This is a genomic window from Streptomyces sp. NPDC027189, from assembly GCF_055566975.1.
Genome location: NZ_JBVHRI010000052.1, coordinates 12,079 through 29,166, shown reverse-complemented (window position 1 = coordinate 29,166; position 17,088 = coordinate 12,079). Strand labels below are relative to the sequence as shown.

General features: G+C 69.7%; 20 protein-coding genes. 14 read left to right on the top strand and 6 right to left on the bottom strand.

Annotation, left to right across the window (positions count from 1 at the left end; all coding sequences use genetic code 11):
* The first annotated feature begins 167 nt into the window (after window positions 1–167).
* The 3 genes from ACZ4RZ_RS48750 (at window position 168) to ACZ4RZ_RS48740 (ending at window position 2,481) form a co-directional block, all read left to right on the top strand.
* Window positions 168–398 carry a hypothetical protein gene (locus tag ACZ4RZ_RS48750; protein WP_467754094.1) on the top strand — a complete coding sequence of 77 codons (231 nt, stop codon included), beginning with the start codon at window positions 168–170 and terminating at the stop codon, window positions 396–398.
* A 351-nt stretch (window positions 399–749) separates the two neighbouring features.
* Window positions 750–1,880: a helix-turn-helix transcriptional regulator gene (locus tag ACZ4RZ_RS48745; RefSeq protein WP_467754092.1), complete on the top strand. Its 1,131-nt coding sequence runs from the start codon at window positions 750–752 to the stop codon at window positions 1,878–1,880.
* 151 nt (window positions 1,881–2,031) lie between these two features.
* Window positions 2,032–2,481 carry a DUF7144 family membrane protein gene (locus ACZ4RZ_RS48740; protein ID WP_467754091.1) on the top strand — a complete coding sequence of 150 codons (450 nt, stop codon included), beginning with the start codon at window positions 2,032–2,034 and terminating at the stop codon, window positions 2,479–2,481.
* Window positions 2,482–2,811: 330 nt separating this feature from the next.
* Here ACZ4RZ_RS48740 and ACZ4RZ_RS48735 read toward each other — a convergent pair whose 3' ends face one another.
* Window positions 2,812–3,117: a hypothetical protein gene (locus ACZ4RZ_RS48735; protein ID WP_467754090.1), complete on the bottom strand. Its 306-nt coding sequence runs from the start codon at window positions 3,115–3,117 to the stop codon at window positions 2,812–2,814.
* Window positions 3,118–3,882: 765 nt separating this feature from the next.
* Here ACZ4RZ_RS48735 and ACZ4RZ_RS48730 point away from each other — a divergent pair.
* Window positions 3,883–5,154 carry a glycoside hydrolase family 3 N-terminal domain-containing protein gene (locus ACZ4RZ_RS48730; RefSeq protein WP_467754089.1) on the top strand — a complete coding sequence of 424 codons (1,272 nt, stop codon included), beginning with the start codon at window positions 3,883–3,885 and terminating at the stop codon, window positions 5,152–5,154.
* Between the two features lie 56 nt (window positions 5,155–5,210).
* On the opposite strand, the gene ACZ4RZ_RS48725 is transcribed toward ACZ4RZ_RS48730, so the two are convergent.
* Window positions 5,211–5,804 carry a TetR/AcrR family transcriptional regulator gene (locus ACZ4RZ_RS48725; protein ID WP_467754088.1) on the bottom strand — a complete coding sequence of 198 codons (594 nt, stop codon included), beginning with the start codon at window positions 5,802–5,804 and terminating at the stop codon, window positions 5,211–5,213.
* Between the two features lie 224 nt (window positions 5,805–6,028).
* Between ACZ4RZ_RS48725 and ACZ4RZ_RS48720 the strand changes: the two genes are divergently transcribed.
* The 5 genes from ACZ4RZ_RS48720 to ACZ4RZ_RS48700 all read left to right on the top strand — a co-directional run bounded on the left by ACZ4RZ_RS48720 (window position 6,029) and on the right by ACZ4RZ_RS48700 (window position 10,624).
* Window positions 6,029–7,630 (top strand): MFS transporter, encoded by a 1,602-nt coding sequence (locus tag ACZ4RZ_RS48720; RefSeq protein WP_467754096.1) that lies wholly within the window; start codon window positions 6,029–6,031, stop codon window positions 7,628–7,630.
* Between the two features lie 380 nt (window positions 7,631–8,010).
* Complete coding sequence (locus ACZ4RZ_RS48715; RefSeq protein ID WP_467754087.1) at window positions 8,011–8,913, top strand: NmrA family NAD(P)-binding protein; 903 nt, start codon at window positions 8,011–8,013, stop codon at window positions 8,911–8,913.
* 300 nt (window positions 8,914–9,213) lie between these two features.
* The gene (locus ACZ4RZ_RS48710) at window positions 9,214–9,621 is read left to right on the top strand and encodes a hypothetical protein (RefSeq protein ID WP_467754086.1); all 408 of its coding nucleotides are present in this window, start codon (window positions 9,214–9,216) and stop codon (window positions 9,619–9,621) included.
* A gap of 125 nt (window positions 9,622–9,746) precedes the next feature.
* On the top strand, window positions 9,747–10,052 hold the full coding sequence (locus ACZ4RZ_RS48705; protein ID WP_467754085.1) for a DUF427 domain-containing protein: 306 nt from the start codon (window positions 9,747–9,749) through the stop codon (window positions 10,050–10,052).
* Entirely contained in the window at window positions 10,049–10,624 is a 576-nt protein-coding gene (locus tag ACZ4RZ_RS48700) for an SRPBCC family protein (RefSeq protein WP_467754084.1), read from the top strand. Before ACZ4RZ_RS48705 ends, ACZ4RZ_RS48700 begins: the two co-directional genes overlap by 4 nt.
* A gap of 6 nt (window positions 10,625–10,630) precedes the next feature.
* On the opposite strand, the gene ACZ4RZ_RS48695 is transcribed toward ACZ4RZ_RS48700, so the two are convergent.
* Window positions 10,631–11,230 (bottom strand): TetR/AcrR family transcriptional regulator, encoded by a 600-nt coding sequence (locus ACZ4RZ_RS48695; protein ID WP_467754083.1) that lies wholly within the window; start codon window positions 11,228–11,230, stop codon window positions 10,631–10,633.
* 106 nt (window positions 11,231–11,336) lie between these two features.
* Here ACZ4RZ_RS48695 and ACZ4RZ_RS48690 point away from each other — a divergent pair, with 106 nt between their 5' ends.
* The gene (locus ACZ4RZ_RS48690) at window positions 11,337–11,984 is read left to right on the top strand and encodes a peroxiredoxin-like family protein (protein WP_467754082.1); all 648 of its coding nucleotides are present in this window, start codon (window positions 11,337–11,339) and stop codon (window positions 11,982–11,984) included.
* Window positions 11,985–11,997: 13 nt separating this feature from the next.
* On the opposite strand, the gene ACZ4RZ_RS48685 is transcribed toward ACZ4RZ_RS48690, so the two are convergent.
* Window positions 11,998–12,327, bottom strand: coding sequence for a TfoX/Sxy family protein (locus ACZ4RZ_RS48685; RefSeq protein ID WP_467754081.1), 330 nt, complete (start codon window positions 12,325–12,327; stop codon window positions 11,998–12,000).
* Window positions 12,327–12,818, bottom strand: coding sequence for an SRPBCC family protein (locus ACZ4RZ_RS48680; RefSeq protein WP_467754095.1), 492 nt, complete (start codon window positions 12,816–12,818; stop codon window positions 12,327–12,329). Before ACZ4RZ_RS48680 ends, ACZ4RZ_RS48685 begins: the two co-directional genes overlap by 1 nt.
* Window positions 12,819–12,993: 175 nt before the next feature.
* Here ACZ4RZ_RS48680 and nrtS point away from each other — a divergent pair, with 175 nt between their 5' ends.
* Window positions 12,994–13,299 (top strand): nitrate/nitrite transporter NrtS, encoded by a 306-nt coding sequence (gene nrtS / locus ACZ4RZ_RS48675; protein WP_467754079.1) that lies wholly within the window; start codon window positions 12,994–12,996, stop codon window positions 13,297–13,299.
* A 10-nt stretch (window positions 13,300–13,309) separates the two neighbouring features.
* On the opposite strand, the gene ACZ4RZ_RS48670 is transcribed toward nrtS, so the two are convergent.
* Window positions 13,310–13,981, bottom strand: coding sequence for a CDP-alcohol phosphatidyltransferase family protein (locus tag ACZ4RZ_RS48670; RefSeq protein WP_467754078.1), 672 nt, complete (start codon window positions 13,979–13,981; stop codon window positions 13,310–13,312).
* A 188-nt stretch (window positions 13,982–14,169) separates the two neighbouring features.
* On the opposite strand from ACZ4RZ_RS48670, the gene ACZ4RZ_RS48665 reads away from it, so the two are divergent.
* From ACZ4RZ_RS48665 to ACZ4RZ_RS48655, 3 genes are read left to right on the top strand one after another with little or no spacing between them, the layout of a single operon-like run.
* Window positions 14,170–14,646, top strand: coding sequence for a MauE/DoxX family redox-associated membrane protein (locus tag ACZ4RZ_RS48665; RefSeq protein WP_467754077.1), 477 nt, complete (start codon window positions 14,170–14,172; stop codon window positions 14,644–14,646).
* Window positions 14,643–16,235: a radical SAM protein gene (locus ACZ4RZ_RS48660; RefSeq protein ID WP_467754076.1), complete on the top strand. Its 1,593-nt coding sequence runs from the start codon at window positions 14,643–14,645 to the stop codon at window positions 16,233–16,235. Before ACZ4RZ_RS48665 ends, ACZ4RZ_RS48660 begins: the two co-directional genes overlap by 4 nt.
* Window positions 16,232–17,032, top strand: coding sequence for a class I SAM-dependent methyltransferase (locus ACZ4RZ_RS48655; protein WP_467754075.1), 801 nt, complete (start codon window positions 16,232–16,234; stop codon window positions 17,030–17,032). Before ACZ4RZ_RS48660 ends, ACZ4RZ_RS48655 begins: the two co-directional genes overlap by 4 nt.
* Window positions 17,033–17,088: the final 56 nt, after the last annotated feature.

The window sequence follows — 17,088 nt, the reverse complement described above, 5'->3', positions numbered from 1 at the left end:
CCGGACAGCGTGACGGACCCACGCCGCCCGGCACAGCATCGAGCCGGCGCGTCACATCACAACAGGGCAAACGTTGCCTGATGCGGCACTAGCTCTTCTCAGTGCCGGTTCCGGTGGGCTCCGCGCGGGTTCATTCGGCCCGGATCCCAACAGAGAGGAGCAGGTACGTGGCTAGCTCTGAGCGGCCAAGCGACCGGGACGATGCCGTCCCCCCTGACCCGGATGATCCGGACCCATCGGGCCCGGAAACCCTGGACCGGGACGACGGTTCTCGCTCGCGCGGCCCCGCAGAGCCGGACCGCGGTAGCGCGTCGCGCAGGCATCGGGTGCGCGTGGTCGGGGAGTGCCTGTATTGGCTGATCCGGCTGCTGCTCGACCTGTACGGCAACGGCGGATGAGGATGGGACCTCACCCGCCGTCAGTTACCGAATAGCCGGTACGTGGGCCCGTGCTCAGGTTCCCGCCGGACACGGGTCCACGGTCACTTTCGGTAAGCCGTCGCGGAGCGACGCGCTCCAGGGTTGGTCCCCACGATAGAGATCCCCCCGGAAAGCCTCCCCGCTTGTGCCCAATCCTCTCGCTCGCGCCGTATGCCGTGAACCCAATTCAGCTCTAAGCGGTACCACAACACAGGGATTGAGCTGCGAAAAGTGGTCGAACCACTCTCCCGGATGAATCGCTAGACGCGATTCTGTCCCTAAACGGTACCGTAGCGGTTGTTGAAGCGATGACGAGAGGGGTCGTTGTCAGTGGCTCGTGGTACCGCGGACTTCGACGGTGAGGCGCTGCGCTTCGCGCGGCTGACGCGTCCGGTGGAGGGCAGACTGCTCAGCGCGGCGGCCGTCGCCAAGCGCCTGGGCACGTCCAAGAGCCGGATCCTGGCGTACGAGAACAACACCTCCAAGCCGGACCCCCAGCGGATCGCCGAGCTGAGCGGTCTCTTCGGTATCCCCGCCCGCGAGTTGCGCACGAAGCGCGCGCTGGCGGACATCCACGGGCTGCGCTGCCAGGCCGGCCTCACGGTGACCGAGACGGCCGAACACGTCGGCATAAGCCGCAGCAGCTACTCCAACATCGAGCGGGAGGCGCTGCTTCCGGTACGGGACGACGGAACCGTCCGGATGAGCCTGGCCCGCGTCTTCAACGTCAGCCCCGCCGTCATCGACCGCGCCCTGCTGCGGCACCCCGCCGCGGTCGCCCGGCAGACCGAGCTGACCGAGCATCTGCGCGTCGTCTTCCAGCGCGCCCACCGGGAACACGCCCCCGCCGTGGTCGACGTGGACGAACCCCTCCTGCAGGAGATCGCCCCCCTCCTGCAACGCCCACCCCAGGTCGCCTGTCGCCTTATCAACGCCGAACTCGACGCGTACCGCGATCTGTTGCGCGACCGCGCCCGTGTGGAGGTCGACGAGGCCTACGCCCAGAACAGGACGGCCGCCACGCGCGCACGAGCCGCCCACGCACGCATCGAACTCCTCATCAAGGACGCGGCACCGACCGCCGCGAAGCATCTGACCCGGTTCCTGTCCGAAGCGATGAACGTCCGTCAGTGGCGTCTGATGGTCACGCTGGCCAACGCCGGCATGGAGGGCATCTCCTTCGCCAGCACCTCCCGCTACGCCCCCTTCGACGACGTCATGGCCCTCCAGATCCGCCAGTACGTCGCCCTCCTCCAGCGCGGCGACCAGTCCTACCTGGCCCCCACCGAGAACGGCATCGCCACGGTCCGCGCCAATTACCCGCGCTACGGCCGCCTCTACCCCCGCGTACCGTCCCCCACCTTGATCCACTACGCGCCCCAGCGCCGCCAGCCCCGCATCGCGGTACGCCCCCGCCCGGGAAGACCCCCGACGGAGGGCGGCCCGCCGGCACTCACGTGAAGGTCCGCGAGCGCGGGGCTTCGCACGGCTCGAGCCGACGGCCCGAAAGCCATCGCTCGATCGAGCACGGCCACCGGCCGTGATGCCGCCCCTCACTGCAATGGCTCATCAATGGTTGCGGCGTCCCACGCAGCCGGATGTGGTGGGGTTTATGCAGCAGGAGTCTCTCGCTTCAGACGGCGGTGCGGGGCCGCCCGACCGGCCGCCGGTCGAGCGGTCGCACTGGGTGGCCTTCGCCGGGATCATGCTGATGCTGAGCGGTCTGTTCGACATCATCAATGGCTTCGTCGCCTTGCTGGACGACGGCTATTACTCCACAACTGTCGAACACGGTAACCGGCTTCTCATCTTCAACTATGACTTCTGGGGCTGGGTGTGGATCTTTGTCGGCATTGCGCAGATCCTGGCCAGTCTGGGCGTGTTCATGGGGTCGAGATTCGCGCGGATCGCCGGCATCGTGCTGGCCGGTGCCTGCATGGTCGGCCAGCTGATTTTCCTGTCCACGTTCCCCCTCTGGTCCGTGGCCACCATGGCACTCTCCGTGCTCGTCATCTACGGACTGGTCTTCGTGCCCCGCCACCTTCCGGGCGAGCGGGTCTGAACCCGCCCGGGAAAGCCAACCCTGCAAACGAGCCGACCGCCCCGGCCACCGACATCTGCGCAGCCTCAGTTCCATGCCGCTTACCGTCCATGGGCCTCCGCTCCTGGCCGGCGTGATGTGGTGCTTCTCCTGTTGATCACGTAGGTGGGTGCGGCTGGCTGAGAGCCCATGGCTGGGGGCTGAGGGACGGACTAAGGCGACCCTCAGCCAAGATCTCCTCCCTGATTTCTCCCCGCGCCTCCCCCGGGTCGCCAGCCGTGGAACGGACGCCCGGTGAACCGATCGAGACATTGCGGCGCGCACTGACTCGACGCCCTGTCCAGGGGAGTGCTAGAGCACGATGATCACGATACTTCCGTGGTTGAAGAAGCGGTGGTGGTCGAAGCGGTGGTCGAAGCGGTGGTCGAACCGGTGGTCGAAGCGGTGGTCGAATCGGAACCCGTGGTGGTCGAAGCGGTTGTCGAAGCAGTTTCCGCCCCAGTCACCGCGGTCGCCGCACCAGTTGGTGGTCACATGAGTGTGCGCGGCAGGGGCTGCTGCTGCGGCCGTGCCTGCTGTGCCGATCGCAGCGCCGCTGGCCATCAGAATGCCGGCCGCGGACACCGCGGCGAGACGCCTCGCGCGTTGTGCTCGCATGATGGATGCACCTTTTCCTCCATCGTCTCGCGCAGCTCTCAGCGGCACGAGATGGATAGCCGCAGCCCGAAGGCGAGGCGCGACGCGGCGTGGTCGCAGGCGTCGCCTCGCACATACGCCTCGCACATACGAGGAGCACGTCTTGCAACCAAGATCCCCGCTGTACGGGAACCAGCCGGCCGAGGAGTATCCCCGGGTTGCGGCTCTCTTTTCAGTACGTTGACGGCGCCCTTTTGGATTGGAGCGTCGGTGAGAAGTCCGCGAAGGGGCTCGCACCTCTTGGGCTGCGCCAGACGGTCAAGACATGCATGGGGGGCTTCCGCGGTCCGCCGAAGCTGATGGATGAGCGCATGGGGCACATCGACGGATCGGTGCAGGCGGGGTACTCGCACATCCCTCGGCAGATGCGCGAGGAACTGATGGGGACCTCACGGCCGAGTGGGAGGCGGCGCTCTATGCCCGGCTCCCAGGAGGGCTCCATACGGAAAGGGGACCAGTTACTCACGTGAGTAACTGGTCCCCTGACCGCACCCGTCCCACGGTGAACTGCGCTGCGACCTGGGTGAAGCGCGGTCGAAGGCAAGTCCTGACCCACGTCGGCCGGACTTCCGTCCGGCTCTGAGGCGCGAGATCCTGGTACTCCGACCGTGGACCAGCGAACAAGTGCGGGCTGGTGCGCCTCTCACGCGTCGTAAAGCCCACCTCATGCTCATACGGCCCTCAGCGCGACGGGTACCGTCGCGCCTTCCCGAAGGAGGCCGGGCGATGAATCTCCTGTCGTACCGTGACCGCAGAAGCGCGACACCACCGCCGCGGCTCCCCGGCCGGGCCAGGAACGCACGAAGACTGAGCACCGCTGCCGCCGTGGCGGCGATGCTCCTGGCGGGCTGTGGCACGGGCACCCCCAAGGCGGCCCCGCACTCCACTGGTCCCGGTGTGTCCCTCGCCCCGCCCGCCAAGCCTTCCCCCTCCCCTTCGTCCGTCGCTCCGGACCTCACCGCCGCCACCGCGTGCACCAACAGCACGAAGCTGGCCGGGTGGTCGAACCGCCGGCTGGCCATGCTGACCATCGCCGTCCCGGTGTCGGAGACCTCGGTGTCCGACGCCACTTCCGAGGTGAGCGCGGGTGCGGGCGGTGTGCTGCTGTTCGGCAGTAAGGCGCCGTCCGACCTCGGCTCCCGGCTGACCGCCCTGAAGTCCCATGTACCCGGCCACCTGGGCCTGTTGGTGATGACCGACGAGGAGGGCGGCGGCATCCAGCGCATGGCGAACCTCGTCGGGTCCCTGCCCTGGCCCGCGTACATGGGCACACACTGGACCCCGGCCCAGATCCAGCAGAACGTGACGAAGGTCGCCACCAAGATGGCGGCCGCCCAGGTCAACATGGACCTCGCGCCGGTGGTCGACGTCGACGGCAGGAACGAGGCCCCCAGTCGGACCAACCCCGACGGATGGCGGTCCTTCAGCGGCAGCACCTCGGTGGTCTCCAAGGACGGTGTCGCGTACATGAACGGGTTGCGCGCCGGGCACGTGATACCTGTCGTCAAGCACTTCCCGGGCCTTGGCGGCTCCAGCTACAACTCCGATTTCGGCCCTGCCCGCACCCTGCCCTGGTCCACCCTGCAAAAGGTGGGCATCCCGCCGTTCACAGCGGCCATCAAGGCCGGTGCCCCGGCCGTCATGGTCTCCAACAACATCGTGCCGGGCCTGGGCACCAATCCGGCGAGCCTGTCACCCACCGCCATCAGCTACGAGCTGCGCGGCAAGCTGGGCTTCAAGGGGCTGGTGGTCACCGACTCGCTCAGCGCCAAGGCGATCTCCGCCGCCGGCTTCAGCGTCCCCGCCGCCGCCGTCCAGGCCCTGCGCTCCGGCGCCGACATGGTCATGTTCGACCTGGGGAGCAACGTCAGCTCCCAAACGTCCTCGATCACCACGGCGATCACCAATGCGGTGGCCGGCGGACACCTCGCCCGCAGCCGCCTCATCGACGCGGCGGGGCACGTCCTGGCCGTCCGGCACGTGAATCTCTGCTCCTGAGCGCGAGCGGAGCGCAAGGTTCCGTGCGGCGGCCGACGCCGTCGGCCGGCCGCCGGTCAGTCCGTGCGCTTCTGCGGTTCGGACTGCCCCGTGCCGCTCTCGGTGAGAGCCGCGCGCGCGGCCTGCAGCAGTTCTTCGGAGAGCGGGTTGCCCCGGGTGGCGCGGGCGAGGACGAGGGCACCGACCATGGTGCAGAGCTGGGCCATGCCGTCGTCGCCGGTGGCCAGTCGAGCGGCGCGGTTCCGTACCCCGTTGATGTAGACGTGGTGGGCGCGGGCGGCCTGGTCGGGCTCGCGCCCCAGGTCAGCGGCGAATCCGGAGACGGGGCAGCCGTCGCCGGCGTGATCGCGGTGCCAGATGGAGAGGTAGTGCTCGATCAGCGTCCGGCGGGCGGCTTCGTGCTCCCCGGCGTGCTCCTCGAGCGCCACCGCCGAGTGTGGCCCCGGATCGTCGAAGGCGTAAGCGATGGCCTCGTCGACCAGGTCTCCCTTGGAGGCGAACTGCTTGTGGAACCCGCCATGGGTGAGCCCGGCGGCCTTCATCAGGTCGGCGACGCTGACCGCGGTGCCTTTCTCACGGAACATCCGGGAGGCGGTGGCTACGACACGCTGCCGGTTCTCCTGTGCTTGCGCCTGGGACACGCGGCCCACGGAATCACTCTCCTCGGATAGAAGTCGCTTGCCATCTATCCTAGCCCCCGTTTAGATTGCTAGCGACATCTATTTGATGCCGATGAAATCACCCAGCAGGTCAAGCAGGGCCTTGCGCTGCCTCCCACCGTCTGAGGCCGACGGCCTCCGCCCCGCAATCGCAGAAGCACCGACAGCACTGGAGACCCCCTGTGGCACCGCCACCCACCCCCACCGAGTCCTCGATGCCCGCGGCGTCCACGCCCCCCGTGCCGCCTGCCCAGCGACGAAGCGTTTCCGAAGCGGTCCACCGCCGGCGCTGGGCCATCCTGACCGTGCTCCTGTCCAGCCTCCTGGTGGTGATGCTGGACAACTCGATCCTCAACGTGGCGATGAAGACCATCGCCCAGCCCGCTCCCACCGGACTCGGCTCCACCCAGAGCCAGTTGGAGTGGGCGATCAACTCCTACACGCTGGTCTTCGCCGGACTGCTCTTCACCGCGGGCCTGCTCGGTGACCGGCTCGGCCGCAAGAAGGTGCTGCTCTTCGGCATGCTGGTGTTCGGCGCGGGATCCGCGCTGTCCGCGCTGTCGGACTCCTCCGGGCAGCTCATCGCCTTCCGCGCCGTGATGGGCTTCGGCGGCGCCTTCATCCTGCCCGCCACCCTCGCGATCATCATGAACGTCTTCGAGCGCGACGAGCAGCCCAAGGCCATCGGCATCTGGACCGGTGTGGTCGGTTTCGCCATCGCCATCGGCCCCATCACCGGCGGCATCCTGCTGGAGCACTTCTGGTGGGGCTCGGTCTTCCTGGTCAATGTGCCGATCGTGGTCGCCGCGGTGGCCGCGATGGTGGCGATCGTCCCCGACTCCAAGGACCCCAGGCCCGGCAGGCTCGACCCCTTCGGCGTGCTGCTGTCGATCGTCGGTCTGGCACTGCTGGTCTACGGCATCATCAAGGGCGGCCAGCTGGGCGACTTCACCCGGCCCGAGTCCTGGGCGACGATCCTCGGCGGCCTGGCGGTCCTCGCCGGCTTCGTGGTGTACGAGGCCCGCAGTGACCATCCGGCCCTCGACGTCAGCTACTTCCGCAACCGGCGGTTCTCCGCGTCCGTCGCCGCCATCGGCCTGGTCTTCTTCGCCCTCATGGGCGTCACGTTCTTCAGCGTCTTCTACAACCAGAGCGTTCGGGGCTACAGCGTCCTGCAGTCCGGTCTGCTCGTGCTGCCGCTGGCCGCCTCCCAGATGTTCTTCGCCCCGCGGGCCCGGCTGGTCGTCAACCGCTTCGGTGCCCGAGCCGTGTGCGCCGCCGGCCTCGTCGTGACCGCCGTGGCCTTCGCCGGCTTCCTGCTGCTCGGCCAGGACACCCCCATCTGGGTGCTGGAGGTGCTGTTCTTCCTGATGGGCACGGGGATGGCCCATGTGATGCCGCCCGCCACCGTCATGATCATGTCGTCGTTGCCGCGGGAGAAGGCCGGCTCCGGATCCGCGGTCAACAACACCTTCCGGCAGGTCGGCGGGGCCATGGGGGTCGCCTTGCTGGGGTCGCTGCTGTCCACCACCTACCGCAACGGCATCGACGGCCACCTGGGCGTACTGCCCGCCTCCGACCGGCACGCCGCAGGTGAATCCGTCCAGGCGACCCTGGCCGTCGCCGAGAAGCTGGGACCGGCCGGCAGGGCGCTGGTGCAGCCCGCGAACGACGCCTTCATCCATGCCATGCACATCACCGCGATAGGGTCGGCGGCCGTCGCCCTGGTCGGCGCGGTCGTCGTGCTGTTCTTCCTGCCGGGCAAGGACACCGCCGTGGCCGCCGGCGGTGATAAGTCCCAGCGCCAGACCCTCTGAGCCCGACGGTAATCGCGAACCATCCCGCGGGACACCGGAGGCGACCGCCCGGCGGGGACGGCCCCGCAGTGCCGCTGCGGACACCGCCGTCATCGAGACCGCGCTGCGGCTCGAGGAGAGCGCCACGACAGGTGATAGGCATCGCCCGCAGCGCCGGCGTCGGCAAGACCACCATCTACCGGGCGGCCTGCGCTGACTTCGGTGCCGCTGACCTCCTTCGCCCGGCAATCGCAGAACCACCGACAGCACTGGAGCCCCCTGTTGGATCGCCGCCCGGATCGGCGGTGACGTCGCCGCGGCCAACACCTTGCTGACAGCTCCACTGACGCTCTGACCACACCTCAGGTCAGTTATTCCATTACTCCGAAGGAGATCGACTGATGATCGCCGACAACCTTGTTCTCATCCCCGGTGCCGGCGGCGTGGGCCGTACGGTCTTCGAGCAATTGCGTGCTCACGATGTGCCGGTGCGTTTCATGGTCCGTCGCGAGGACGAGCGCTCGGCTGAGCTGCGGGCGCTCGGCGCGGAGGTCGTCATCGGGGACCTGACCCGGCCCGAGACGGTAGCGGCCGCGCTGCAGGGCGTGGCGCGGATGTACTTCGCGATGCGCGTGTCGCCGGACCACCTGCTGGCGGCGACCGTGGTGGCCTCCGTTGCAAGGGAGTACGGGAAGCTGGAGGCCCTGGTCGACCTGTCGCAGATGACGGTGTCGGCGATGACCGCCACCAGCACCGAGGAGTCGCACCAGCAGCGGCTGCACTGGCTGGCGGAGCAGGTACTGAACTGGTCCGGCCTGCCCGTGGTGCACATCCGGCCGACGGCGTTCCTGGACACTCCGCTGTTCACCACGCTGGCCGCGCGGTCGATTCAGGAGAGCGGCACGATCGCGCTGCCGTTCGGCACCGGACGCACCTCGCCGGTCGCCGTGGACGACGTCGCCCGGGTCATCGCCACCGTGCTGCGCGATCCGGCTTCGCACATCGGGCAGGTCTACGAGCTGACCGGGCCGCGCTCGGTCGACATGACGGAGCTGGCCGCGGAATTCTCTGCGGCGCTGGGCCGTCCGGTGACCTATGTGGACGTGCCGCTGGAGCGGTGGGAGGCCCAGCTCCCGAAGCTGGGGATGCCCCCGCACCTTCAACAGCACGTCGCCACCATGGCCCAGCTGCACCGGGACAACCGCTACGACCGCACGGCCGACGACGTCGAGCGCGTGACGGGCATCCCCGCCCAGTCGATCGAGGCGTTCGTCGCCGCCCGCAGGGACTTCTACCTGGGCTGAGCCGCCCGGGCCAGGGCCGGCCCCGGGCGCGACTGCTCTCACGGGACCGGCCGCGCCCTCTCGGCCAGTGCCGGAGGTCTTCGCCGGCGCAGACGCGATCGGGCCGCGTTACCGGCTACTCGTGCTCTTGGCGGCCGGCTGATCGCTACCTGTGGTTTCACCACGATCCCGGCGGCCTGGCTGGAGCAGGTGCGGCCCGCCAGCCTCATCGTGTGTCCCGTCGGCTGAGGGACCGCGCGCCTGGTTGTCGCCGACGACGGCCGCGCCGAGGGCCGGTTCCTGCCTGGCGGTTCTTACTTCATGGCCGTACGCGACGCCGGTGCCACCGGCGCCCCTGCACACCCGGGCAGGCCGAGCGCGACGAGCGGCCGACTCACCGGCCTGGACCTGGCCGAGGTCGCCGAGGACGACGCGTTCCGCTTCCTGCTCTCGCTGGTCACGCCGGACACGGCTTTCGCGGCGCGGCGGGCGGTGGTGTTCCACCTGCTGGGCATCGCCGATCTGGTCGTCGCGGTCTCCGCCGGAACCGTGGCCGGTCTGCTGGACCTCACCCCGTCGATGGAGGCCGTGACCGTGATGCCCCTGGCCCTGATCCCGACCCTGGCCGTCCCGACGGCCGTGGCACTGCACATCACCGCGCTGCGGAAACTGGCCGCCGCATCCCGCCCGGACACGCGGGCGGACGCACGAGTCGGAGCCGCCGCCTGACCGCACCGCCACTGCCTGCCGACCGGCACCGGCGCCACACTGTAAGCGGGATCACCGAACCGGACGGAGCCGCCGCACTAACGTCGCGGCATGAAGACTCCCGTCCTGCCCGGAGGTGGACGCTCATGATGCGCGCTGTGTGGCATGGCGCGGTACTCGCCCAGGCGGAGCGCACCGTCGTGGTGGAGGGCAACCACTACTTCCCGCCCGAGTCGCTCGACCACAGGTACTTCGCGGACAGCCGGATGCGATCGCTGTGCTTCTGGAAGGGGATCGCCCGCTACTACACGGTCACCGTGGACGGGCAGACCAACGCGAACGCCGCCTGGTACTACCCGCATCCCAGCCCGTTCGCCAGGCGGATCAAGCACCATGTCGCCTTCTGTAAGGGCGTCATGGTGGAGGAAACGGTGCCGGAGGACCACCGGTGAACGGCGCCCGCCTGACGCGGATCGCGGCGTGGACCGCAGGGGCCGGTTGCGGGCTGGCCGCCGCCTACCTGGGGCTGGTGACGGGGTCGTTGTCCGTCGATGTGGGCGTGGGGCGGCGGATCCGTCCGCTGGGGCGGCAGACCGTGGACATCGCAGCACCCCGGGAAATGGTCTTCGACGTGGTGGCGGGGCCGTATCTCGGGCGCACCCCCCGGGCCATGCGGGAGAAGCTGAACGTGCTGGAGCGCGGCAGCGACCTCGTGCTGGCCGAGCACTTCACCCCGATCGCCGGAGGCCGGCTGACGGCGGTCACTGTGGAGACGGTGCGCTTCACCCGGCCCGAGCGCATCGACTTCCGCCTGGTCCGGGGCCCGGTGCCGCACGTGACCGAGTCCTTCGTGCTAGGCGAGCACGGGGCGGGCACGCGCCTGGTGTACGAAGGGGAGCTGGGCACCGACCTGTGGCGAGCCGGCGCCTGGTGGGGCGAAAAGGTAGTCGCCCGCTGGGAGGCGACCGTCGCCGGGTCACTCGCCTCGGTGAAGCAGGAGGCGGAGCGCAGGGCCCGGCGCTGAGCGCTGCTAGGGCCCGGCCCGGACGCCGAGCGAGGCGAGTGCCGCGCCCACCGTCCTGCTGAGTTCGCTCGCGTCGGCTCCGGCGCGCGAGCGGAGGTTGACGCCGTAGGCGAGCAGCGCCAGCAGATCCGCCGCGGCGTCGAGGTCGGTGTCCGGGCCGAGCTGCTCCTGTCCCTCGGCGGTGACGAGCGACGCGTGCAGGGCGTCCCGCAACTGCTGGTGGTGTCGGTCGAGGAGCGTGCGGACTTCCGGGTCGCCGTTCTCGGCGCCGGCGTGCGCGTTGGAGACCATGCAGCCCCAGCGGGCGTACTCGCCCGAGCACCGTGCCTGGATCAGTCCGGCGAAGAAGTCGGTGATGGCGGGCAGGCCCCTCTCGTCCTCGGCGAGGCGGCGGAACGCCGGCTGGGAGCGCCGCTCGATGTAGCGGCGCAGTGCGGCGAGGTACAGCTCCTGCTTGCCGCCGAACGTGGCGTACAGGCTGGAGCGGTTGAGCCCGGTCGCGGTCACGACGTCCTGGATGCCGGTCGAGGCCATGCCCTGGCGCCAGAACAGCCGGACCACGGTGTCCAGGGCCGTGTCCGGGTCGAAGTGCTTGATGTCCGGCACGTCTCACCCCGTCATCTTGAAACGAGGGTTTCAGGATACGCTCACCCGCGCTATCTTGAAACGGTCGTTCCGAGTTGATCGATCCATGCCTCAGGAGGACGCTTCCATGACCCTCAACGCCGAGCTGGGCGCCTTCTACGAGGCCCGCCAGCAGCAGATCCCCGCCGAGATACGCGAGATCATGCGCCAGGCCGGGCAGGAACTCGCCGATTCCGGCCAGGCCGACCGCGCCCTGACCGTCGGAGACCGGGCCCCGCGGTTCACGCTCCCCTCCGCGACCGGGCAGACGGTGGCCCTGGACGATCTGCTGGCCGCGGGCCCGCTCGTCCTGGCCTTCTACCGCGGCGCTTGGTGCCCGTACTGCAACATCGCCCTGCGCTCCCTCCAGCAACACCACGACGCGATCACCGCACGCGGCGCCCGCCTCGTGGCCCTCTCTCCGCAGATCCCCGACGAGTCCCTGTCCCTGACCGAGAAGCACGCCCTCGCCTTCGACGTGCTCAGCGACCTCGGCTCCGACACCGCCAAGCAGTACGGCCTCGCCTTCGACGTGCCCGACGAGCTTGCCGCCGTCTACGACAAGCTCGGCTTCGACCTCCAGCGCGTCAACGACGGCCACCCGCGCACGCTCCCGCTGCCCGCCACCTACGTCATCGACCCCCACGGCGTGATCCGCTGGGCCTTCGTCAACACCGACTACACCACCCGCGCCGAACCGGCCGACATCCTCGCCGCCCTTGACGCACTGGACTGAGCGAGCAGGGTTGCTACTTGGGCGGCAGGCTCGCCGCGAAGGCGTGTCCCTCGTCGACCCACGCACCCAGGACGTCGTCCTCCGCGACGGCTTCGCCCGCGACCACGACCCAGCCGCGCATCGGGCGGCCGGTCATGTCGAAGATCCGCGCGCCTGGCCGGGCCAGCGCCGGGTCGGTGGCGTCCGGGCCGACGCGGACCATGAGGTCGTCGCCGGTCACGCCGACGGCCATGTTGCCCTGGTACAGGAAGGCGATCCCACCGAACATGCGCTTCTCATCGATGCCGGGATCCGCACCGAGCCGCTCGCGGATCCGCTCGGCCAGTCCTTCGTCATACGCCATCAGGCGCCTCCGTGCTGCTCGGTAAGCCTGCGTTCGAGGTCGCGCAGGTCCTTGGCCAGGGAGGAACGGACCTGGCGGGCGAACAGGGGCGCGGCCAGGCGGAGGAGACCGCAGGGCCCTCCCCGGACACGGATGGCGGCGAGCGTACCGCGCGGTTGCAGTGCGAAGGAGTACGTGACGTGCATCGGCATGGGAGCGACCACGGAGACCATGTCCAGCAGCCGCGGAGGCTCGTACGCGGCCACGCGCAGCGCATAGTCGATGCGCCGGCCGAGGAAGCGGGCGGTGCGGGTGACCTCGGCGCCGGTCCCGAACCCGCCACCGTCCGCCTCCCGCGTCAGCTCCGCCGTACGGATCCCCTGCGTCCTCCCCCATAGCCCTGAACGGGCATGGGAGTCCCCCCAGGCGTCGTGGCGCCAGTCCATGGCATACCCCGCCACCCGTTCAGGGGGCAGCGGAATCACGCGCTGCACCGTCACGTCGATCGCCATCGCATCGCCGCCTCGTGCTCGTACCTCGGACTCCGGTTTCGGCCGGTGCTGCTTCGCCACCTCGAGCATGGCCGTGATCGTTGGCGGACGCGCCCCGTTGGGCTTCGGCTCGGCATCCGCACAGGCTGCGACGGCCGTGGCCAGGGCGCCGAGAATGGAGGGGCAGGAGGTGTCGATGCCTCGATCCGGTCAGTCGGCCGATCCGGTCACGTGGACCCGGCCCAGGGAGGCCATTGGGCTGCTGGTGCGCGGATACACCGCTCGTACCGCCGCGCCCGTCGCCTGCTTGGTCGGTACGGTCCTCTCGGCCGTGAACCAGGGAACGGTGATCGTCTCCGGCGAGGCCACCGCCGCCACGTGGGTGCGTGTCGCGGTCAACTACCTGGTGCCGTTTCTGGTCGCCAGCACGGGCTGGCTGTCCGCGCGGCGGACCCGTACCGCGCCCCCGTCCCGGTGGCGCTCCAGGCACAAGACGCCCTGAACCGCGGCTGTCATCGGCGCAGAAGGTGCCGCACGGCGACGACGGCCTGCATCGCGGCGGCCGGACGCAGCAGCACGGGCCGGGGCCGATCGGGCATGCTGCCGCGGCGAATGCCGACGGCGGTGACCGAGACGACGGGCCCCAGCCATGCGCCGAGCGCCGCGGCCCGCACCGTACGGCTGGGTTCGTGCCGCAGGACGAGCCAGGTCCAGAAGGCGGCGTCGGCGAGGGAGTCGGCGTAGTCGCCGAACGGGGACACGGTGCCGCAGCGGCGGGCCAGGCGGCCGTCGACCACGTCGAGGGTGATGGCCAGCGGGCCCGACCAGCGGCTGTGCCCGAGGGCCGTGGCGGGGAGGTTGCCACGCAACAGGGTGAGCACGTCAGCCGACGAGAGCCGGTCGCGGTGCTCCAGCAGGCCCAGATGCAGGACGGTGAGAGTCCAGCTGGTGGCCACCCACGCGCGGGCTCCGGGCGCTCGGGCTGTCGTGAACAGCAGCCCGTGCAGGGCGCCGGCCTGCGCGAACGCGTACGGGCGCCGGGCCGCCTGGCGCACCGACCGGTGAGCGGCCAGACGGAGGAACCGCCCGATGGCGCCCGGTCTCCACCGGCCGTTGCGGAGCATCTCCAGCAGGCCGTCGGTCGCCGCACGGCTGTCGGTGAGCTCGCATACGGGTACGGACACGATCGGCGGTCCCTCCTCGTGCCGGCGGTCTGCTGAGCTCACGGTAGGCGGCCGACCTGGTGGAGAACGTGAGCGCGCTCACCGATCAGCACGCTGGCGGAAAGCCGCCCCGGCCACCGGTGATCAAGTCGCGGGTTCGGTGAGCGCGCTTACAGTTTGCGGCCGCTGTACGGCCGTAGCGTCGGGGCATGGTGCTACGGCTCGCGCTGGGCGCGATCTACACAACGATGGGGATCGCTCAGCTCGCCTCCATCGGCGAGATGCCGGCCATCCTCGGCGCGCACGGCCTGGTGCACGGGACTGCCGCGACTGTGTCGGCCGTGCTGCTGATCGTCGGCGAGTTGGTGTGCGGGGTGTGGTTCCTGGCCCGGCCGAGGTCGACGGCGATCGCGCCGGTGTGGGTGTACACGGCCGTGTCGCTGGTGTGGAGCGGGCTGGCGGTGCAGGCGTTCGTGCGCGGGCTGACCGTGACCAACTGCGGTTGCTTCGGGAGCTACCTCACCCAGCGGCTCGGCTGGTTCGTGCTGGTCCAGGACGGGCTGGCCCTGCTGTACGCAGCCGTGCTGCTGCGCGGCGCCCGCCGGTCCCGTACCCGGCCTGCCCCGCACGAAAGCACTGGTGACCAGGCATACGACCACGGTGAAGCGAAGGCGAGGAGCCGATGACCGTGAACCATCCGGCCCGACCGGTCCCGTCGGCAGTGACAGACGGCGCCCGTACGAAGCAGGACCGAGAGGAGGTGTTCATCGAGTTCACCAAATCGATCTGCCCGCTGTGCAAGGCGCCCGTCGACGCCCAGGTCAACATCCGCGAGAACAAGGTCTATCTGCGCAAGCGCTGCCGCGAGCACGGCGAGTTCGAGGCCCTGGTCTACGGGGACGCCGAGGAGTACCTGGCCTCGGCCCGCTTCAACAAGCCCGGCACGATTCCCTTGGCCTTTCAGACCGAGGTGCGGGACGGCTGCCCGAGTGACTGCGGGTTGTGCCCGGAGCACAAGCAGCACGCCTGCTTGGGCATCATCGAGGTCAACACCGGCTGCAACCTGGACTGCCCGATCTGCTTTGCCGACTCCGGCCATCAGCCCGACGGCTATGCCATCACCCAGGAGCAGTGCGCGACGATGCTGGATGTCTTCGTCGCGAGCGAGGGCGAGGCGGAGGTGGTGATGTTCTCCGGGGGCGAGCCCACCATCCACAAGCGCATCCTCGACTTCGTCGACCTCGCCCAGGCCCGCCCGATCAGGAACGTCACCCTCAACACCAACGGCATCCGACTGGCCACCGACAAGAACTTCGTCGCCGAGCTCGGCAAGCGCAACCGGACGCCCGGCCGCTCGGTGAACGTCTACCTCCAATTCGACGGCTTCGACGAACGCACCCACCTGCAGATCCGGGGCCGGGACCTGCGCACCCTCAAGCAACGGGCGCTGGACAACTGCGCCGAGGCCGGACTGACCGTCACTCTGGTCGCCGCCGTCGAACGCGGCCTCAACGAGCATGAGTTGGGCGACATCATCGAATACGGCATCGACCACCCGGCCGTCCGATCGGTGGCGTTCCAGCCGGTCACCCACTCCGGCCGGCACGTCGAGTTCGACCCGCTGCAGCGGCTGACCAACCCCGACGTGATCCGGCTCATCAACGCCCAGCGCCCGCAGTGGTTCGCCAAGGGCGACTTCTTCCCCGTGCCCTGCTGCTTCCCCACCTGCCGCTCCGTCACCTACCTCCTCGTGGACGGGGAACCCGACAACCGCACCGTCGTCCCCATCCCACGCCTGCTGAACGTCGAGGACTACCTCGACTACGTCACCAACCGCGTCCTGCCCGACGCCGGCATCCGCGAGGCCCTGGAGAAACTCTGGTCGGCGTCCGCGTTCATGGGAACGGAGGCGACCGAGGAGAAGCTGCGGGCCACCGCCGAGGCCCTCGACTGCGCGGACGCCTGTGGCATTGACCTGCCGGAAGCGGTGAAAGACCTCAGCGACAGGGCATTCATGATCGTCGTACAGGATTTCCAGGACCCCTACACCCTCAACGTCAAGCAGCTGATGAAGTGCTGCGTGGAGGAGATCACCCCGGACGGCCGGCTCATCCCGTTCTGCGCCTACAACTCCGTCGGCTACCGCGAGCAGGTCCGCGCGCAGATGTCCGGCGTCTCCGTCGCCGACGTCGCCCCCAACGCCCTGCCCCTCGCCGACCGCCTCACCGACACCCCGTACGGCTCGAAGACGGCGCGCATCGAGGGGAGTTCATGATGGCCGGCGATGACGACCTCAAGGCGTGCTGCGCGGCGGCGTACTCCTCCGACGTGGTCGCCCTGCTCCTCGGCGACTCCTACCACCCGGGCGGCACCACCCTCACCCGCCGCCTCGCCGACGCCCTCGGGCTGATCCCGGGCATCCGGGTCCTGGACGTCGCCTCCGGCCGCGGCACCACGGCCCTGCTCGTCGCCGACGCCTACGGTGTGCGGGTGGACGGCGTGGACTATTCCCCGGCCAACACCGCCCTCGCCCAGGGCGCCGCGGCGGCCACGGGGCACGCCGAGCGGGTCGCCTTCACCACTGGGGACGCCGAGCAACTGCCTTACCCGGACGGGTTGTTCGACGCCGTAGTGTGTGAGTGCGCCCTGTGCACCTTCCCCGACAAGCCGAAGGCCGCCGTCGAATTCGCCCGGGTCCTCAGACCCGGCGGCCGACTCGGCATCACCGACGTCACGGCCGCCCCCGACCGGCTGCCACCCGAACTCACCACGCTCGCCGCGCGGATCGCCTGCATCGCCGACGCCCGTCCGCCGACCGAGTACGCCGAGATCCTGGCAACCGCAGGGCTGCGCATCGTCCGCACCGAGCGCCACGACGAGGCGATGCTGCGCATGATCGACCAGATCGAGGCCCGGCTGAACCTGCTCCGGCTGACCGCCGCGGACAGACTCGCCGCTGCCGACCTGGACCTGGACGCGGCCCCAGCCGTCCTGAACGCGGCCCGCACCGCCGTTTCCGACGGCGCCCTCGGCTACGCCCTCCTCGTCGCGGAGAAGCCCCGAGCAGCCTAGGTGTTGCTGGACATGATGCTGTTGACGGCACTGACCTTACCCCCCCTAGGACGGAT

Bases quoted from the DNA above. Each gene is read 5' to 3' on its own strand.
- ACZ4RZ_RS48740 (WP_467754091.1), top strand. From the start codon at position 2,032: ATGCAGCAGGAGTCTCTCGCTTCAGACGGCGGTGCGGGGCCGCCCGAC.
- ACZ4RZ_RS48735 (WP_467754090.1), bottom strand. From the start codon at position 3,117: ATGCGAGCACAACGCGCGAGGCGTCTCGCCGCGGTGTCCGCGGCCGGC.
- ACZ4RZ_RS48730 (WP_467754089.1), top strand. From the start codon at position 3,883: ATGAATCTCCTGTCGTACCGTGACCGCAGAAGCGCGACACCACCGCCG.
- ACZ4RZ_RS48720 (WP_467754096.1), top strand. From the start codon at position 6,029: ATGCCCGCGGCGTCCACGCCCCCCGTGCCGCCTGCCCAGCGACGAAGC.
- ACZ4RZ_RS48715 (WP_467754087.1), top strand. From the start codon at position 8,011: ATGATCGCCGACAACCTTGTTCTCATCCCCGGTGCCGGCGGCGTGGGC.
- ACZ4RZ_RS48710 (WP_467754086.1), top strand. From the start codon at position 9,214: ATGGCCGTACGCGACGCCGGTGCCACCGGCGCCCCTGCACACCCGGGC.
- ACZ4RZ_RS48705 (WP_467754085.1), top strand. From the start codon at position 9,747: ATGATGCGCGCTGTGTGGCATGGCGCGGTACTCGCCCAGGCGGAGCGC.
- ACZ4RZ_RS48690 (WP_467754082.1), top strand. From the start codon at position 11,337: ATGACCCTCAACGCCGAGCTGGGCGCCTTCTACGAGGCCCGCCAGCAG.
- ACZ4RZ_RS48685 (WP_467754081.1), bottom strand. From the start codon at position 12,327: ATGGCGTATGACGAAGGACTGGCCGAGCGGATCCGCGAGCGGCTCGGT.
- ACZ4RZ_RS48680 (WP_467754095.1), bottom strand. From the start codon at position 12,818: ATGGCGATCGACGTGACGGTGCAGCGCGTGATTCCGCTGCCCCCTGAA.
- nrtS (WP_467754079.1), top strand. From the start codon at position 12,994: ATGCCTCGATCCGGTCAGTCGGCCGATCCGGTCACGTGGACCCGGCCC.
- ACZ4RZ_RS48665 (WP_467754077.1), top strand. From the start codon at position 14,170: ATGGTGCTACGGCTCGCGCTGGGCGCGATCTACACAACGATGGGGATC.
- ACZ4RZ_RS48660 (WP_467754076.1), top strand. From the start codon at position 14,643: ATGACCGTGAACCATCCGGCCCGACCGGTCCCGTCGGCAGTGACAGAC.
- ACZ4RZ_RS48655 (WP_467754075.1), top strand. From the start codon at position 16,232: ATGATGGCCGGCGATGACGACCTCAAGGCGTGCTGCGCGGCGGCGTAC.